The organism is Lentzea sp. NPDC036955 (assembly GCF_055608005.1).
Genome location: NZ_JBVJRC010000012.1, coordinates 83,678 through 100,876, shown reverse-complemented (window position 1 = coordinate 100,876; position 17,199 = coordinate 83,678). Strand labels below are relative to the sequence as shown.

Annotated in this window: 14 protein-coding genes; 6 read left to right on the top strand and 8 right to left on the bottom strand. The window is 70.3% G+C overall.

Going from position 1 to position 17,199, the window contains the following annotated elements:
* Positions 1-6: 6 nt before the first annotated feature.
* From ACZ7CF_RS35630 to ACZ7CF_RS35610, 5 genes are all read right to left on the bottom strand, one after another.
* A complete protein-coding gene (locus tag ACZ7CF_RS35630) occupies positions 7-1,242 on the bottom strand; it encodes a beta-ketoacyl-[acyl-carrier-protein] synthase family protein (RefSeq protein WP_360397245.1) in 1,236 nt (411 codons plus the stop codon).
* A complete protein-coding gene (locus ACZ7CF_RS35625; protein WP_360397247.1) occupies positions 1,239-1,475 on the bottom strand; it encodes an acyl carrier protein in 237 nt (78 codons plus the stop codon). The genes ACZ7CF_RS35630 and ACZ7CF_RS35625 overlap by 4 nt, the downstream gene beginning before the upstream one ends.
* A gap of 34 nt (positions 1,476-1,509) precedes the next feature.
* Complete coding sequence (locus ACZ7CF_RS35620; protein ID WP_458433817.1) at positions 1,510-2,487, bottom strand: beta-ketoacyl-ACP synthase III; 978 nt, start codon at positions 2,485-2,487, stop codon at positions 1,510-1,512.
* The gene (locus tag ACZ7CF_RS35615) at positions 2,484-3,413 is read right to left on the bottom strand and encodes an ACP S-malonyltransferase (protein ID WP_470371847.1); all 930 of its coding nucleotides are present in this window, start codon (positions 3,411-3,413) and stop codon (positions 2,484-2,486) included. Before ACZ7CF_RS35615 ends, ACZ7CF_RS35620 begins: the two co-directional genes overlap by 4 nt.
* A 194-nt stretch (positions 3,414-3,607) precedes the next feature.
* Complete coding sequence (locus ACZ7CF_RS35610; protein ID WP_360397253.1) at positions 3,608-4,822, bottom strand: PucR family transcriptional regulator; 1,215 nt, start codon at positions 4,820-4,822, stop codon at positions 3,608-3,610.
* Between the two features lie 126 nt (positions 4,823-4,948).
* Between ACZ7CF_RS35610 and ACZ7CF_RS35605 the strand changes: the two genes are divergently transcribed.
* From ACZ7CF_RS35605 to ACZ7CF_RS35595, 3 genes are all read left to right on the top strand, one after another.
* Positions 4,949-6,511, top strand: a complete 1,563-nt coding sequence (locus ACZ7CF_RS35605) for an alpha/beta hydrolase (RefSeq protein ID WP_360397255.1) — start codon at positions 4,949-4,951, stop codon at positions 6,509-6,511.
* A gap of 215 nt (positions 6,512-6,726) precedes the next feature.
* Positions 6,727-7,497 (top strand): mechanosensitive ion channel family protein, encoded by a 771-nt coding sequence (locus ACZ7CF_RS35600; protein WP_360397257.1) that lies wholly within the window; start codon positions 6,727-6,729, stop codon positions 7,495-7,497.
* Between the two features lie 143 nt (positions 7,498-7,640).
* Complete coding sequence (locus tag ACZ7CF_RS35595; protein ID WP_360397259.1) at positions 7,641-8,699, top strand: glucose-1-phosphate thymidylyltransferase; 1,059 nt, start codon at positions 7,641-7,643, stop codon at positions 8,697-8,699.
* A 195-nt stretch (positions 8,700-8,894) separates the two neighbouring features.
* Here ACZ7CF_RS35595 and ACZ7CF_RS35590 read toward each other — a convergent pair whose 3' ends face one another.
* Positions 8,895-9,932 carry a winged helix DNA-binding domain-containing protein gene (locus ACZ7CF_RS35590; protein WP_470371846.1) on the bottom strand — a complete coding sequence of 346 codons (1,038 nt, stop codon included), beginning with the start codon at positions 9,930-9,932 and terminating at the stop codon, positions 8,895-8,897.
* Complete coding sequence (locus tag ACZ7CF_RS35585; RefSeq protein ID WP_470371845.1) at positions 9,920-11,029, bottom strand: phytase; 1,110 nt, start codon at positions 11,027-11,029, stop codon at positions 9,920-9,922. The genes ACZ7CF_RS35590 and ACZ7CF_RS35585 overlap by 13 nt, the downstream gene beginning before the upstream one ends.
* A 67-nt stretch (positions 11,030-11,096) precedes the next feature.
* Between ACZ7CF_RS35585 and pnuC the strand changes: the two genes are divergently transcribed.
* The 3 genes from pnuC to ACZ7CF_RS35570 all read left to right on the top strand — a co-directional run bounded on the left by pnuC (position 11,097) and on the right by ACZ7CF_RS35570 (position 14,136).
* Entirely contained in the window at positions 11,097-11,708 is a 612-nt protein-coding gene (gene pnuC, locus ACZ7CF_RS35580) for a nicotinamide riboside transporter PnuC (RefSeq protein ID WP_360397452.1), read from the top strand.
* Entirely contained in the window at positions 11,705-12,883 is a 1,179-nt protein-coding gene (locus tag ACZ7CF_RS35575; RefSeq protein WP_470371844.1) for a M14 family zinc carboxypeptidase, read from the top strand. The genes pnuC and ACZ7CF_RS35575 overlap by 4 nt, the downstream gene beginning before the upstream one ends.
* 128 nt (positions 12,884-13,011) lie before the next feature.
* The gene (locus tag ACZ7CF_RS35570) at positions 13,012-14,136 is read left to right on the top strand and encodes a DUF4279 domain-containing protein (protein WP_470371843.1); all 1,125 of its coding nucleotides are present in this window, start codon (positions 13,012-13,014) and stop codon (positions 14,134-14,136) included.
* 135 nt (positions 14,137-14,271) lie between these two features.
* Here ACZ7CF_RS35570 and aceE read toward each other — a convergent pair whose 3' ends face one another.
* Entirely contained in the window at positions 14,272-17,031 is a 2,760-nt protein-coding gene (gene aceE / locus ACZ7CF_RS35565; protein ID WP_470371842.1) for a pyruvate dehydrogenase (acetyl-transferring), homodimeric type, read from the bottom strand.
* Positions 17,032-17,199: the final 168 nt, after the last annotated feature.

The window sequence follows — 17,199 nt, the reverse complement described above, 5'->3', positions numbered from 1 at the left end:
CGGGAACTAGACCGAGGTGAAGGCCAGTGCCACGTTGTGACCGCCGAAGCCGAACGAGTCGTTCACGGCAGCGTCGAGCTTGATCTTGCGGGGCTCACCGGCCACCACGTCCAGCGTGACCGCGGGGTCCAGGTTCTCCAGGTTCAGCGTCTGGGGAACGATGCCGTCGCGGATCGACAGGACGGTGATGATCGCCTCCACCGCGCCCGCCGCGCCCAGCAGGTGCCCGAGGGCGCCCTTCGGGGCGGTGAGGACCGGGTGGTCGCCGATGGCCTTGCGGACGGCCACGGTCTCCGCCACGTCGCCCACCGGGGTGGAGGTGGCGTGGCAGTTCACGTGACCGACGTCGGACGGGTCGATGCCGCCGGACCGCAGGGATGCGGCGATGGCACGCGACTGACCGACGCCCTCGGGGTCGGGGGCGGTGATGTGGTAGCCGTCGGCGGAGGTGCCGATGCCCGCCAGGCGGCCGTAGATCTTGGCGCCGCGGGCCTCGGCGAACTCGCGCCGTTCCAGGACCATGACGCCCGCGCCCTCGCCGAGGACGAAGCCGTCGCGGGCCGTGTCGAACGGGCGCGAGGCCTTCTCCGGCTCGTCGTTGCGGGTGCTCATGGTGCGGGCCTGGGAGAAGCCGGCCACCGGGATGGCGGTGATGCAGGCTTCCGCGCCGCCCGCCACGACCACGTCGGCTTCGCCGGCCTTGATCATGCGGTAGGCCCAGGCGATGGCTTCCGCCCCGGACGCGCAGGCCGAGACCGGTGCGTGCACGCCCGCCTGCGCCTTGAGCTCCAGGCCCACGTGCGCGGCCGGGCCGTTCGGCATCAGCATCGGGACGGTCAGCGGCGACACCTTGCGCAGGCCGTGCTGCTCCAGGAGGTCGTCCTGGGTCAGGAGGGTGATCGCGCCGCCGATGCCCGTGCCGATGATGACGGCGAGGCGCTCGCGGTCGACGGTGTCGTCGTCGTGGCCCGCGTCGGCCCACGCCTGGCGCGAGGCGACGATGGCCACCTGCTCCGAACGGTCCAGGCGCCGCGCCTCGACGCGGGGCAGGACCTCGGTGGGGTCGACGACGAGCTGCGACGCGATCTTCACCGGCAGGTCGTACTTCTCGACCCAGTCGTGGGTCATGGGGCTGACCCCGGACCTGCCTGCCAGCAACGCGTCCCAGGTGGACGTCACGTCACCACCGAGCGGGGTGGTGGCACCCAGCCCGGTGATGACGACGTCGATGTTCGAACTCATGCGTTCTTGGTGATGTAATCCACCGCATCACCAACGGTCTTGAGGTTCGCCAGCTCGTCGTCCGGGATCTTCACACCGAACTTGTCCTCGGCCTGGACGGCGATCTCGACCATCGACAGCGAGTCGATGTCGAGGTCGTCCACGAAGGACTTGTCAGCGGTGACGTCGTCGGCGGCCACACCGGCGACCTCTTCGACGATCTCGGCAAGACCGGTCAGGACGTTGTCGCTCACTGAAGTTCCCTTTCGATTGACACACTCTGGAAAATCACGGGCACCGGACCACCTGTCCCGCGTAGGACAGTCCTGCGCCGAACCCGACCATCAGCACCACGTCTCCGCTGGAGATCTCGCCCGCCGACCGCATGTGGTCCAGTGCCATGGGGATCGAGGCCGAGGAGGTGTTACCGGATTCGACGATGTCTCGAGCGACCTTCAGGTCCTCGCGCGCACCATTCTTGCGCAGGCGCTTGGCGATCGCTTCGATGATCCTGAGGTTCGCCTGGTGCGGGACGAACACGTCCACGTCGGACAGTTCGACACCCGCCAGTTCGGCTGCGCGGATCGCCACCGGGGCGACCTGCGTCGTCGCCCACCGGAAGACCGCCTGGCCCTCCTGGTGGATGAACGAGTCGCGGTCGTCGATCCTGATGACCTCGGACATGGAACCGTCCGAGCCCCAGGCGACGGGGCCGATCTCGTTCGCGTCACCGGCGCCGACCACGACGGCACCCGCGCCGTCCGCGAAGATGATCGCGGTCGAGCGGTCGTCCTGGTGGGTCCAGTCGGTGAGCTTCTCCGCGCCGATGACGAGGATGTTGCGCACGGTGCCGGCGCGGACGATGTCCGCCGCGGTCGCGACGGCGTAGCAGAAGCCCGCGCACGCGGCGTTGAGGTCGAACGCGGCCGCGGCCTGGATGCCGATCCTCGTGGCGACCTGGGCGGCGGCGTTCGGGATGGTCGACGGCATGGTGCACGTCGCCACGATCACGCCGCCGATGTCCTCCGGCGTCAGGCCCGCGTCCTCGATCGCCTTGGTGCCCGCGATGACGGACATGTCGACGACGCCCTCGTCCTTCGCCGCGACCCGGCGGTTGGCGATGCCGACGCGCTCGCGGATCCACTCGTCGGAGGTGTCCATGCGCTGGGCGAGGTCGTGGTTGCTCACCACGGTCTCCGGCTGGTAGCTGCCGAGACCGAGGATGCGGCTGCCCGCGGCAGCCTGCGGGGCCTCGAAGGTCGTCACTGAGTCTCTCCCGCGGTGACGAAGAGCTCAGCGACCTTCTCCAGCTGGTCGGGCGTCTTCAGGGCGAGGGTGGCGGTGCCCTTCATCGCACGCTTGGCCAGACCCGTGAGCGCGCCGGCCGGCGGCAGCTCGACGGAACCGGTGACGCCCTTCTCGACGAGGGTGGCCTGGCAGACGTCCCAGCGCACCGGGCTGGTGACCTGGGACACCAGGCGGCGCAGCACCTCGGCGCCCTCGGTGACGACGGCGCCGTCCTTGTTGGACAGCAGCGGCAGCGACGGGTCCTGCGTGACGACTCCGGCGGCACGGGCGCGCACGGCCTCTTCGGCGGGCGCCATGTACCGGGTGTGGAACGCGCCCGCGACGGCCAGCTTGCGGACCTTCGACGTGCTCGGCGGGTTCTCCGCGAGCTCGTCCAGCGCGGTCCGCGGACCGGCGGCGACGATCTGGCCCGCGCCGTTGCGGTTGGCGGGCACGAGACCGAGCTCCTCCAGGCGGGCGAGAACCTCCGGCTCATCGCCGCCGAGCACCGCGGCCATGCCGGTCGGCTCCAGCGCGCACGCCTCGGCCATCGCACGACCGCGCACGGCGGCCAAGGCGACGGCGTCATCGGCGCTGATCACGCCGGCCATCGACGCGGCGGCCAGCTCGCCGACCGAGTGGCCCGCGACGACGACGTCGGCGGGCAGTTCGAGGCGGCGGCGCAGCTCACCGAACGCGAGCAGCGCGAGCGCCACGACCAGCGGCTGGGTGATGGCGGTGTCGACGATCTCCTCGGCCTCCGCGGTGGTGCCGAGCCGCACCAGGTCGAGACCGGTGAGGTCCGACCACGTCCGCACCTGCTTCTCCGCCCCCTCCAGTTCGAGCCAGGGGGTGAGCATGCCGGGCGTCTGGGACCCTTGGCCGGGCGCGAGGAGTGCGATCACGTCGATTACTAAAGCCGGTCGCCCCGCCGGCGCCCCATGCCGGAAAGGACGAAGTACGGCGATCGTATTTGTAGAGACCCTACAAAAGTGTCCTCGCGATGCGCCGGGCGTGACGTCACCGCAGCTCAGCGGGGTACCAGGTCGTTTGGCCCTCACTCCACCGGATGTGTGCGAACTCCGTCACAGGAGGCGGACTACCACAGCCCCCGGGAGCGGGCAAGTCGCCCTACAGACAAAGCGACGCGAAGCACAAGTGCGTCTCGAGCGTCATGTGCATTTCTTCCCGTCATTTCCTGAACGCGCCGAAGGCGATATCTGACCGTGTTCGGGTGCACGAACAACCGTTTCGCGCACGTCTCCAGCACGCCGCCGACCTCCAGGAACGCGTCCACGGTCTCCAGCAGCGCACCGCCGGCGTCCTCCAGCGGCCGCGCCACCCGGTCGACCAGCTGCCACTCCGCCTCGGGGTCGCCCGCCAGCGCGCGTTCGGGCAGCAGGTCGAGCGACCGCACCGGCCTGGGCGCCGCGGGCCAGCCGACTACCGCGCGCAACCCGCTCAGCGCGTCGCTGGCGCTGCGGTGCGCCTCGGACAGCGACGACACGGTCGGTCCCGCCACCACCGGGCCCTCGCCGAAGCCCTCGGCGATGCGGCCCAGCACGTCCTCGCCGGTGTCGGTCGGCCCGCCGAGCACGACCACCAGCCGCGAGCCCTGCACGCTGAGCAGCACCGGGCGGCTCGCCCGCGCCGCCTTGCTGCGCACCGAGTAGACGATCGTCGGCGGGTCCTCCCCGCCGGGGTTGCCGACCAGCACGGTCGCCTCTGCCGCCGGGTCCCAGCCCAGCGCGGCGGCCCGCGACAGCAGCGACTCCTCCGGATCACCGCGCACGATGCCGTCCACGACCAGTGCCTCCAGCCGGGCGTCCCACGCACCGCGCGCCTCGGCCGCCGTCGCGTACGAGGTGGCGGCGGAGAACGCGATCTCCCGGCCGTACCGCAGCACGCCCTCCATCAGCAGCGCGCGCTCGGTCTCGTCTGCGGCCATCGCCGGCATCTGCTCCTCGAACAGCTCCAGCGCTATCCGGACCAGCTCGACGGTCTGGCGCAGGCTCACCCAGCGGGAGATGTCCTTGGGGGCGCTGCGGAACGCGTCCGCGGTCAGCCGGATCGCCTGCTGCCGGTCGTGCAGCCACTCGACGAACCCGGCCACGCCGTTCTGGATCAGCAGCAGCACGCTCGCCCGCTGGTCCGCCGGCATCCGCGCGAACCACGGCAGGCGCCGCTCCATCTCGGCGACGCTCGCGGTGGCGAGGTTGCCGGACGCGCGCTCGATCTTGCGCATCGTGCGCGGCGACAGGACCGGAGGGTGCACCTCCTCCTTCGTGTTCTCGGAAGTCGGGCTGCTGGTCATGTCCGCAGCCTATGCCGTGGCGGCGGACATCACCGGAACAGGTGACACAAACCCGTGGCGGCGCCTGAGCGGCCATACCTTCGGGCACCAGATGGTCTTCAGTTCGTCCGGCGCGGAGGTTTCGTCTTGCACAGGTACCCGGCACTCGCCCTCGGGGTCGTCGCGGTCATGGCCGTGGGCACGGCCGCGTCCGCCGACCCGCCCGACCCACTGGCCGAGCTCGTCGCCCAACCGGTGAAGTGGGCGCCGTGCACGGGAAAGCTGACCGAGCTGGAGTGCGCGACGCTCGTCGCGCCGCTCGACTACACCAAGCCGGGCGGCGACCGGATCAACCTGACGGTCAGCCGCAAGAGGGCCACGGCACCGGAGCGCCGCCGCGGTGTCCTGTTCACCAATCCGGGTGGACCTGGCGGGTCCGGGCTCGGCCTGCCGCAGTTCCTGGCCAAGTCCGACCTCGTGCAGGTCTACGACCTGATCGGCATCGACCCGCGCGGCGTCGGCGGCTCGACCGCGCTGAACTGCCGCACCGCGCCCGCGATCGCCGAGCCCGAGTCCCGGCCCGCGGACTCCGAGTTCGGCAAGTGGGCGGCCGAGGCGCGCGAGGCCGAGGAGGCCTGCCAGCGCTCCGCCGGCGGGATCAGGCAGTTCGTCAGCACCCCGAACACCGCGCGGGACATGGACCTCGTGCGCGCGGTGCTCGGCGAGCCGAAGATCAACTACCTGGGCTACTCCTACGGCACGTACCTGGGCGCGGTGTACGGGACGCTGTTCCCGGACCGGCTCGACCGCAGCGTCCTCGACAGCGCCGTGCATCCGGAGTGGATCTGGCACGAGCAGTTCCGCCAGCAGGCCGTGGCCTACCGGCGCGACGCCGAGGCGTGGGCGGCGTGGGTGGCGGAGCGCAACGAGAAGTTCGCGCTCGGCAAGTCCCCGGCCGAGGTGCTGGCCGCGGTGGAGTCGGTCGCCGCCAAGCTGCACGCCACGCCGGTCGAGGGCCACACGCGGTCGTCGTTCGACGGCGCCATGGGCGTCGGGTCCCGCTACCGTCCTCTGTGGACCGACCTGGCCGACATCGTGGCGAAGCTGAGGTCGGGCGACCAGCCCGCGAACGCCCAGGGCGCCCAGGCCGCCCAGCTGCTGGCCAGGACCGGGCTGCAGGAGCTGCGCTCCGGTGTGTTCGACACGGTGACCTGCGAGTCCGACTGGCCGACGGACCTGGACACCTACTACGAGGACATGCGCACGTTCCGCGAGCGCTACCCGTACGGCTACGGCATCATCCGCGCGGCACCGATGACCTGCACGTTCCGCTCGTTCACCCCGCCGGAGCCGCCGGTGCGGCTCGCGCGTGCGGGTTACCCGGTCGGCATCGTCGTGCAGGCGGAGGGCGACACGCAGACGCAGTACGCCGGCGGCCCGGCGATGGCGAGGCGGCTCGGGCACAACCTGATCACCGTCCTCGACGAGGGCAAGCACGGCCTCTACAACGGCGGCAACACCTGTGTCGACCGGAAGGTCAACCGGTACCTGATCGACGGCGCCCTGCCCGGCAGCAGCTCCGAGTGCCTGGGTGACCCGCGCCCGAACGTGCCGAAGGACGGCTCGGGAACCACGGCGGAGGCACCCGTGCTGTCGGCCGAGCACATCCAGCAGTACCTGGACGGCCGGGGCCTGAGCGCCCTCCCGTAGGAGACCCGGAAATGTGGAAGCGCCCGACACGGAGCGTGTCGGGCGCTTCCCTCTCCCCGGTCCCCACCGGTAGTTCCACTCTGGACTGTATTACGACAAAAATCCACGTCAGCCACCCTTTCGTGTCACAGTGTCGCTGTTGCTGAGTGGTCTGATCCGCGAAACGATCACCTGGTCGGAGCTTCACTCACCGCAACTTCGTTCTAGGAGGGCCCGTGGGCTCGCAAATCACCGAGGGCCTGGGCCAGGCGTGGGCGATGGTGGCCACGTTCGTGCCGAAGCTGCTCGGCTTCCTGCTCGTCCTGGTCATCGGCTGGTTCATCGCCAAGGCGCTCTCGAAGGGCGTGAGCTTCCTGCTGAAGCGCGTCGGCTTCGACAAGCTCGTGCAGCGCTCCGGCCTGACCGGTGCGCTGAAGCAGTCGTCCATGGACGCGACCGGCCTGATCGCCAAGATCGTGTACTACTTCGTGCTGCTGATCGCGCTGCAGCTGGCGTTCGGCGTCTTCGGCGCCTCGAACCCGGTCAGCACGCTGCTGAACGAGGTCATCGCGTACCTGCCGCGCATCGTCGTCGCGCTGGTGCTGGTGATCGTCGCGTCGGCGATCGGCACCGCCCTGCGCGGCCTCGTCACCGGTGCGCTGGGCCAGCGCTCGTACACCCGGCTGCTGGGCAACATCACCTACGGCTTCGTGATCGCGCTGGGCGTCATCGCCGCGCTCAACCAGCTCGGCATCGCCGTCTCGGTGACCATGCCGGTGCTCGTCGCCGTGCTCGCCACCGTGGCCGGTGTGGTCATCATCGGTGTCGGCGGCGGTCTGGTCCGCCCGATGCAGGCGCGCTGGGAGGGCTGGCTGAACCGCGTGCAGGAGGAGGCGCAGACCCGGTCGCCGATGCCGCGCGCGTCGCAGGAGGTGCCGGCGAACGTCAGCGGCCGGATGGGTGACGCCCCCACCCCGCCGTCGGGCACGCCGATGTCCGACCGGTAGTTCCCACCTGCTGGAAAGGGGCCTCGCGCAAACATCACGCGCGGGGCCCCTTCCTCGTGTTCTGACCGTTCTCCAGCTGTCGTCCAGCGCGCGGCCCGACGCTCGTCCCCACCCGAACTACCCGCTGCCGCGGTGGAGGACCCATGAAAGCTCTTGTGCTGTCCGGAGGTGCGGGGACGCGGATGCGCCCGGCCGGGTACCCGCTGCCGAGGCAACTGGTGCCCATCGCGAACAAACCGGTGCTGGAGTACGTGCTGGAGAACCTGCGCGACATCGGCATCACCGAGATCGGTGTCGTCGTCGGCGAGAACGGCAGCGAGATCATCGAGATGTTCGGCGACGGCGCCGTGCTGGGGGTCTCGCTCACCTACCTCGACCAGGACTTCGCGCTGGGCGTCGCGCACTGCGTGAAGATCGCCCGGCCGTTCCTCGGCGACGACGACTTCGTGCTGTACCTGGGGGACTACGTCCTCACCGACGGCATCGGGCAGATCGCCGACGAGTTCGCGCGGCTGCGGCCGTCCGCCCAGGTGCTCGTGGACAAGGTGGAGGACCCGCGCCTGTACGGCGTGGCGGAGGTCGACGAGAACTCGCGCGTGACGCGGCTGATCGAGCACCCGCGGGAGCCGCGCAGCGACCTCGCGATGATCGGCGTCTACTTCTTCACGCCCGCGATCCACGTCGCGATCGACTCGATCGAGCCGTCGTGGCGCGGCCAGTTCGAGATCACCGACGCCCTGCAGTGGCTCGTCACGCACGAGCGCGACGTGCGGGCGCGGATCTACTCCGGGTTCTGGAAGGACACCGGCAAGGTCGAGGACGTGCTGGAGTGCAACCGCGAGCTGCTGATGGGGCTGCGCGGCGACGTCCAGGGCATCGTCGACGACGAGTCGCGGCTGATCGGTGACGTCGTGGTGGAGGAGGGCGCGCGCGTGGTGCGGTCGTGCATCGTCGGGCCCGCGATCATCGGTCCCGGCACGCTGGTCGAGGAGTCGATCATCGGCCCGTACGTGTCGATCGGCGCGGACTGCCGGATCACCGAGTCCGGCGTGGCTGACTCGATCGTGCTCAGCGAGGCGTCGGTGCACAACGTGTCCGGCATCGAGACGTCGCTGATCGGGCGCCGCGCACGGGTCGGTTCGGCGGGCCGCCACCGGCTGGTCGTCGGTGACGGCGCACACGTGGACGTGGCCGCCGCCTGACCAGCCCACCCCTGCCTCTCCCGGCATCTGCAAGTACCACCAACTCAACGTCAACCAGCACTTTTCTACTGCCAACAGCGCCGCCGGCCACCCGTGGACACAGGGCTGGTTCGTTAGACGACGAACAGGTTGGTGGTAGTCGGCGGCGATTTGATCATGTGTTGGTGGTACTTGCAGATGCTCTCGTCAAGGGGGTCAGCACAGCCAGTCGCGAAGGCGGTCGGCCTCCTGGCCGACCGCCTTCTGCCGGCTCTTCGGCATCCGGTCGAGGTAGTCGACGGTGACGCCGCGGTCCTTGCCGATCGACCAGGTGGCGACGACGTAGCCGTCGACGAGGACGGTGGGCTTGCCGCCGATGACGACGCCGAGCCGGTCGTCGGCGATGACCCTGCGGCGGTCGGCGTGGGCGAGCAGGATGTTGTCGAACTCGGGCAGGAACCGCACCGGCAGCTCGGTGTCCGCGCCGGGGCGTGGGGCGTCGGGCAGGTCGAAGAGCTCCTTGCCCGCTTCGGTGCGGAACGTCACGAGCTGTGGCCGCAGCTGGTCGAAGACCTCGCCGAGCCGGGTGGTTCCCGACCACTGCTGGGCGTCCATGACGGTCGCCGGACCGAACGCCCGCAGGTAGCGCAGGACCAGCTCGGTGCGCGGCACGGCCCGCTGCGGCTGCCCGAGCCAGTTCTCGACGGTCGTGCAGACCGCCCTCCCGCTGGTGTGCCAGAGGCCGCGGGGCGGGACCTGGACGAGGGCGAGCTTGTTGCGCAGGACGTTGCCCAGGACGGTGTGCTCGCGGTCGGGCCAGCGCGCCTGCAGCAGCTTGCCGGCGTCGGCGGTGCCCATGGCGGTGTCGTCGAGGATCTTACGGCCGGCCTCGGCGATCTCGTCGAAGTCGAGGCCCCGCAGCCGTTTCGCGAACGGGCCGCTCTGCAGCTCGCGGTCGAGCTTGAGCTGGGTGAGCGGGCGCAGTCCGAGCGCGTCCCGTGCGCTGACCAGGTGGATCGTGCCGCGCATGAGCAGCATGCGGACGGCCTGGCGACCGGTGAGCAGGTCTTCGAGCTCGGCGGGCCGGAAATCCTCGACCCTGCTCCACAGGCCGACGTAGGGCGACTTCGGTTCCTGCGCCTGGACGCCGAAGAGGTGCTCGATCGTGGCGAGCGCGCTCGTCTCGGCGCGCTCGCGCAGCAGCTGGCGTTCGATCAGTGCCCTGTTGAGCGCGTCCTGGCTCAAAGTCCCCATCGGGACAGGTTATGCCGGACGAAGGCGAATCCGGTGCCGTTCTCGCGTTCCCCGTCGTGGACGACGAGCAGGTTCAGCTTGCCGAGCACGACGTCGGCGCCGTCGGAGTGCTCGACGTCCTCGACCCGGAAGTCCTTGAGCGGCTTCATGTCGGCTTTGCGGTACACGACGAACCGGGAGTCGCCCTGGCTGGAGGCGAGCAGCACGTCACCGGCGATCGCGAGCCCCTCGGCGTCGGCTTCGAGCCACCTGCCGCCGAAGCCGGGGTCCGGGCCGTCGGCCACGCACTCCTCGGTCACCGGGTCGTACTTCTGCGGCGCGCCGAACGCGCGGACCCTGTCGACGAGCTGCGGCGTGCCGAAACCGTTGGCGCGCAACGGGATGCGCCAGATCCCGACGTCCTCCTGGGCTGCGTAGAGGGTGCCGGTGGCCTCGTCGACGACCATGCCCTCGACCTGCGGGCCCTCACCGGGCTCGCCGCAGACCGTCCAGCGCGTGCCGTCGGGCAGGGTGAAGGTGTCCGGCAGCTCCAGGGTGGACACCTTGCGGGTGTCGTACCGCGCGCCCTTGACGACGTGCAGCAGCGCGATGCTCGTCTCGTTGCGGCGGCTGGTGACGACGACGTCCGTGCCGTGCACCCGGCCCGCCGCGAGGCCGTAGGCGGTGTGCTGCTCCTCGACCTCGGCCTCGGTCTTCGCGAACACCGGCCTGGTCGCCGGGTCCGTGACGTCCCTCGCACCGCGTTCGTCCACTTGGAACACCCGGATGCGGTCGCGGCCCCGGTCGCTCACGAACGCGAGGTTCCCGAGCACGTCGACGTTGTTGTACCGGCCGGGCTTGGCCCCCGGCGCCGGCGGCAGCGGTGCCGGGCTCACGCCGATCGTGCGGCCGTTCAGGTCGAACGCCGCCAGGCCGCCTTCCTTGAGCGTGCCCAGCACCACACTGCGTTCCGGGTCGCGCGGGTTCACCCAGATGGCCGGGTCGTCCGCGTCGGCGGGCTCCTCGAACGTCCGGGTGACCACCGTCGGTGTGATGACGGGCGTCGCGGCCGGAGTGAGGAACAAAGGCACGAGCGCCAGTGCTAAGGAGGATGACATGGTGGCAAGGTAGGAAACACCGGTATACGGCGACTGAACCACGGGGGAACAAGCCGTGTGGTACGAGATGGGACTGACGATCTTCGGGCAGAAGATCGCGTACACCGAGCTGGTCGGGCAGGTGCTGGCACTCGCCGTCGTCTTCCTGGCGCAGCGCCGTTCACTCCTGACCTGGCCGGTTCAGCTCGTCTCGGTGGCGCTGCTGTTCACGGTCTACCTGTCCTCGCACCTGGGCGGGCTGGCCACGCGGCAGGTCGTCGTCGGGCTGATCGCGCTCTACGGCTGGTACGCGTGGGTGCGCCGGCGTGACCCGGTGTTCGGCGTCGTGGTGCGCAAGGGCTCCTGGCTCGAACGCGGTGTCGTCGCCGGCGTCTTCGTCGTGGGCACGGTCGCATTCGCGCTGCTCCTGGACGCGCTGGACGCCTCGTGGGCGCCGTGGCCGGACGCCGCGATCTTCGTCGGCACCGTGCTCGCGTTCGCGCTGCAGGGGCTGGGGCTGGTGGAGTTCTGGCTGGTGTGGCTGGTGGTCGACGCGGTCGGCGTGCCGCTGCAGATCCAGTCGGGCCTGTACTTCAGCGCGTTCGTCTACGTGATCTTCGCGGGCCTGGTGGTCCACGGTTTCATCGACTGGAACCGCACCGCCCGCCGGTTGACACAGGCGGCAAAGTCTCCCCTATGAGGGGACTGATCGCGTTACTCGCCGCACTGTCGTTGCTGGTCACCGTCCCGGTCACCGCCGCGGCGGCTCCTGAGCCGCGCACCGGGTTCGAGCTCACCGGCAGGTGGACCACCGAGTCAGAGGAACAGGCCTACCTGCGCTCGCTGGGCCTGCCGCTCACCCGGATCGGCACCACCCTGCAGGGCCGTCCCGTGCAGCTCGTGCGGGTCGGCCCCGCCTCGGCCCGCACCGTGGTGCTGTTCATCTGCTCCCAGCACGGCGACGAGCCGGCGGGCCGCGAGGCGTGCCTCATCCGCATGCGCTCCCTGCCGCGCACCGGCCCGGTGACCTACCTGTTCGTCCCGAACGCCAACCCCGACGGCCGCGCCCTCGACACGCGGGGCAACTCCTCCGGCATCGACGTCAACCGCGACCACCTGCTGCTGCGCACCGCCGAGGCCCGCGCGATGGCCGCCGTGATCCGCGACTTCCAGCCCGACGTCATCCACGACCTGCACGAGTTCGGCCCGACCGCGCCGTACTACGTGAAGGACGTCCTCTGGCTGTGGCCGCGCAACCTCAACGTCGCCCCCGGCGTGCACGACCTGTCCGAGACGCTGTCCCGCTCGTACGTCCGCCCGTCGGTCGAGGCAGCCGGCCGCACCTCCGGTGTCTACGGCATCTACGTCGACCCGGTGACCGGTGAGCCGATCCGCCAGGTCGCGGGCGACGGCCAGGAACGCATCCTGCGCAACACCGGCGGCCTCAAGCACGGCATGGGCCTGCTCGTCGAGACGAACGCCGACGGCACCCCGGCGTTCCGCGTCGACTCGCACCTGAAGGCCCTCGACGGCACCCGGTCGTTCGTCCGCGAGAACCGCTCGGCCATCGAGTCCGCCAACGCCGCCTCGCGTGCCGTGCGGTCCGGGCCGGTGTACTTCGGCGGCGCCGACAACCAGGCCCCGGACCCCTCGGACGTGCTGGCCACCCCGCCGTGCGGCTACGTCGTGACCGGCGCCCAGTACTCGGAGTACCGCGACGAGCTCGAGCTGCACGGCATCAAGTCGCAGTACCTGCGCGGCGGCGACCGCATCGTGCCGCTGAAGCAGGAGGCCCGCGCGCTCATCCCGTTGCTCCTCGACGCCCGCGCCGACCAGCCCCTGTTCGCCGCCCAGCCCGTCGCCCAGTGCCAGTAGCTCGCTGACCAGCGGTTACTCACCCTGTTGCAAAAGACGTTTGCGGACGTCCGCAAACGTCTTTTGCAACAGGGGACGTGCCGGTGAACTGATATATCGGTCGCGAGCTACTGCTGCGTCGTGGTCGGATGCCCGTCGTGCGAGTCGAGCAGTACAGCTACTTCGCCCTCACGAGCGACACCGTGCCTGCCGCCGAGATCACCCGGCGGCTGGGCCTGGAACCGGATGAGGTGTTCGTCCGCGACAGCGAACAACCCGAGCACGACCTCCCGCGGCGCCACGTGTGGAAGCTCGTCCACCGAGGCCCCGAACGCCTCGACGAGCAGGTCCAACTCCTCGTCGACCGCCTGCTCCCGGTCCGTGACGAGCTCGTCGAGCTCACCGCGGTATCCGATATATCAGCGAGCTTCGTCTTGGTGCGGCACGACGGCGACGGCGGGCCGTTGCGCGAGCTCACCACCGACCTGACGGCGAGCGCGGAGCAGAACCTCGCCGAGCACGCCTGCCACCTCCACCGCCACCTGCCGGGCGCGACCGTGACGCGGACCGGCGACCTCCTCGTCGCCGACAGCGGCCTGACCGACGACACGTTCAACATCGTCGCCACCGCCCGCTTCACCCCGGCCACCGCCGCCACCCGCGTCGCGGAGACGGTGGCGGCGCTGAAGGCGACCGGCCGCCCGTTCTCCTGGTGGGTCGGCCCCGCCACCACGCCACCCGATCTCGCCACCCTGCTCACCCAGGCCGGTCTGACCGCGGCCGAGACCGAGGCGGCGATGTGGGCGGAACTGCCGGACGACCTCCCCGAACCCCACGCCGACGGCCTCGACCTCCGCCGCGTCACCACCGAGGCCGAGCTCGCCGACTACGCCACCGTCCTGGCCGCCAACTGGACCCCGCCCGCCGCCACGGTCCGCGAGTTCTACGCCGCCACCGCCGCGCACGCGTTGCGCAGCCAGGCCCGCTACCTCGTCGGCTACGTCGGCGGCCGGGCGGTCTGCACCGCGGAGGTGTTCCTGCACGCGGGCGTCGCCGGCGTCTACAACATCGCCACCCTCGCCACGGACCGCCGCCGCGGCTATGGCGGCGCGATCACGCTGGCCGCCTTGCACACCGCACGCGCCGAGGGGTACCGCATCGCCGTCTTGCAGGCGTCGGAGGAAGGCGAGCCGGTCTACCGCCGACTCGGGTTCACGGTCGCGGGCCGGTTCACCGAGTACGCCGTCGACGGAGGCGGGGACGCCGGCCGCTGAGCGGCCCGTGGATCTCCAGCCGCACCCGTTCGCGGTGATCGTGTGGGCGGGGACGGCTCCGGTCGCCACGGTCGCGCTGAAACGGCCGGAGGGCCGTTCCACGCGAAGTGGAACGGCCCTCCGGAGGACGAAGACCTACGCGAGACCCGCGTCCGACGTGGACGGCCCCGCCGCCTGCACATCGTCGATCTTGTACTTGCGCGCCGCCTCGACGACCTTCGACCGCTCCACCTCACCGCGCTTGGCCAGCGCCGCCAGCGTCGCGACGACGACCGACTCCGCGTCCACCAGGAAGTGGCGGCGGGCGGCCGGGCGGGTGTCGGAGAAGCCGAAGCCGTCCGTGCCCAGCGTCGTCATGTCGGTCGGCACGTACGGGCGGATCAGGTCCGGGATCGCCGACGCCCAGTCGGACACGGCGACCACGGGGCCCTGCACGTCCTTCAGCACCTGCGTCACGTACGGCACGCGCGGCTCGGCGTCCGGGTGCAGCAGGTTGTGGCGGTCGGTCTCCACGGCCTCGCGGCGCAGCTCCGAGTACGACGTGGCGGACCACACGTCCGCGGAGACGCCCCAGTCGTCGGACAGCATCTGCTGGGCCTTGAGCGCCCACGGCAGGCCCACGCCGGAGCCGAGGATCTGCGCGCGCGGACCGGGCGTCGCCGGGCCGTCCTGGTACTTGTAGAGGCCCCGCAGCAGGCCCTCCACGTCCAGGCCCTCCGGCTCGGCCGGCTGCACGTACGGCTCGTTGTAGACCGTCATGTAGTAGAAGATGTTCTCGGCGTTCTCGCCGTACATCCTGCGCAGACCGTCCTTGACGATGTGCGCCACCTCGAACGACCACGCCGGGTCGTACGCGATCACGGCCGGGTTCGTGTGCGCCAGCAGCAGCGAGTGGCCGTCGGCGTGCTGCAGGCCCTCACCGGTCAGCGTCGTGCGGCCCGCGGTGGCACCGAGCACGAAACCGCGCGCCATCTGGTCCGCCGCCGCCCACAGACCGTCACCGGTGCGCTGGAAGCCGAACATCGAGTAGAAGATGTAGATCGGGATCATCGGCTCGCCCTGCGTGGCGTAGGACGTGCCGACCGCCGTGAACGACGCCGTGGAACCCGCCTCGTTGATGCCCTCGTGCAGGATCTGGCCCTGCTCGGACTCCTTGTAGGCGAGCATCAGGTTGGCGTCCACCGAGGTGTACGCCTGGCCGTTCGGGTTGTAGATCTTCTGCGTCGGGAACATGGAGTCCATGCCGAACGTTCGTGCCTCGTCCGGGATGATCGGCACGATGCGCGGGCCGATCTCCGGGTCCTTCGCGAGGTCGCGGACGAGCCGGACGAACGCCATCGTCGTGGCGACCTCCTGCTTGCCGGAACCGCGGCGCACGCCCTCGTAGACCTTGTCGCCCGGCAGCACCAGCGCCTTGGACTTCGTGCGGCGCTCCGGCACGAACCCGCCCAGCTGACGGCGGCGCTCCTGCATGTACTGGATCTCCGGCGAGTCCTGCCCGGGGTGGTAGTACGGCGGCAGGTACGGGTCGGCCTCGAGCTGCTCGTCCGTGATCGGGATGCGCAGGCTGTCGCGGAAGCCCTTCAGGTCCTGCAGGGTCATCTTCTTCATCTGGTGCGTCGCGTTGCGGGCCGCGAAGTGCGGGCCGAGCGAGTAGCCCTTGATGGTCTTGGCGAGGATCACGGTCGGCTGACCGACGGTCTCGGTCGCCGCCTTGTACGCCGCGTAGACCTTGCGGTAGTCGTGGCCGCCGCGCTTGAGGTTCCACACCTCGTCGTCGCTCATGGCGTCGACGAGGGCCTTCGTGCGCGGGTCGCGGCCGAAGAAGTGCTCCTTGACGTACGCGCCGTCGTTCGCCTTGTAGGTCTGGTAGTCACCGTCGGGCGTGTTGTTCATCAGGTTCACGAGCGCGCCGTCGCGGTCCGCGTGCAGCAGCGCGTCCCACTCGCGGCCCCACACGACCTTGATGACGTTCCAACCGGCACCGCGGAAGAACGACTCCAGCTCCTGGATGATCTTGCCGTTGCCGCGCACCGGGCCGTCGAGGCGCTGCAGGTTGCAGTTGACCACGAACGTCAGGTTGTCGAGCTGCTCGTTCGCCGCCAGCTGCAGCAGGCCGCGCGACTCCGGCTCGTCCATCTCACCGTCGCCGAGGAACGCCCACACGTGCTGGTCGGAGGTGTCCTTGAAGCCGCGGTCGTGCAGGTAGCGGTTGAACCGCGCCTGGTAGATCGCGTTCATCGGGCCGATGCCCATCGAGACCGTGGGGAACTCCCAGAAGTCCGGCATCAGCCGCGGGTGCGGGTACGACGGCAGGCCGCCACCGGGACCGGCGTGCGAGTACTCCTGGCGGAAGCCGTCGAGCTGGTGCTCGGACAGGCGCCCCTCCAGGTACGCGCGGGCGTAGACGCCGGGGGAGGCGTGACCCTGGATGAAGATCTGGTCGCCGCCACCGGGGTGGTTCTTGCCGCGGAAGAAGTGGTTGAAGCCGACCTCGTAGAGCGACGCGCTGGACGCGTACGTCGAGATGTGGCCACCGACACCCACGCCGGGTCGCTGCGCGCGGTGCACGGTCATCGCGGCGTTCCAGCGGATCCACGCGCGGTAACGGCGCTCCACCTCCTCGTCACCGGGGAACCACGGCTCCCGCTCGGTGGGGATGGTGTTGACGTAGTCGGTGCTGATCAGCGAGGGCATGCCGACCTGGTTCTCGCCCGCGCGCTCCAGCAGCCGCAGCATCAGGTACCGAGCGCGTTGCTGTCCGCCACCCTTGAGGACCTCGTCGAACGACTCGAGCCACTCGGCCGTCTCTTCGGGGTCGATGTCCGGCAGGTGCGCTGCCAGGCCGTCGCGAATGACACGTACCCGCTCGGGGCCTGTGTTCTGCGGGCTCAAGGTGTCTCCTCGGCTTCGTTGGCGGTACACGCGCTGGCCCGGAAAACCGTGCCACGCGCTCCTATCGTTGTCCTTGCGCGACGACTTCGTCACCGCTACTGATCGGTAGTTCTGGATCGTGTCGCTCACGCGCGCGCGATAAGAGGTATGTAGAGCATGCCTGGTGCC

Excerpts from the sequence above, each read along its gene's own strand:
- ACZ7CF_RS35630 (WP_360397245.1), bottom strand. The coding sequence starts at position 1,242 with ATGAGTTCGAACATCGACGTCGTCATCACCGGGCTGGGTGCCACCACC.
- ACZ7CF_RS35610 (WP_360397253.1), bottom strand. The coding sequence starts at position 4,822 with ATGACCAGCAGCCCGACTTCCGAGAACACGAAGGAGGAGGTGCACCCT.
- ACZ7CF_RS35595 (WP_360397259.1), top strand. The coding sequence starts at position 7,641 with ATGAAAGCTCTTGTGCTGTCCGGAGGTGCGGGGACGCGGATGCGCCCG.
- ACZ7CF_RS35590 (WP_470371846.1), bottom strand. The coding sequence starts at position 9,932 with ATGGGGACTTTGAGCCAGGACGCGCTCAACAGGGCACTGATCGAACGC.
- ACZ7CF_RS35585 (WP_470371845.1), bottom strand. The coding sequence starts at position 11,029 with ATGTCATCCTCCTTAGCACTGGCGCTCGTGCCTTTGTTCCTCACTCCG.
- pnuC (WP_360397452.1), top strand. The coding sequence starts at position 11,097 with ATGGGACTGACGATCTTCGGGCAGAAGATCGCGTACACCGAGCTGGTC.
- ACZ7CF_RS35575 (WP_470371844.1), top strand. The coding sequence starts at position 11,705 with ATGAGGGGACTGATCGCGTTACTCGCCGCACTGTCGTTGCTGGTCACC.
- ACZ7CF_RS35570 (WP_470371843.1), top strand. The coding sequence starts at position 13,012 with ATGCCCGTCGTGCGAGTCGAGCAGTACAGCTACTTCGCCCTCACGAGC.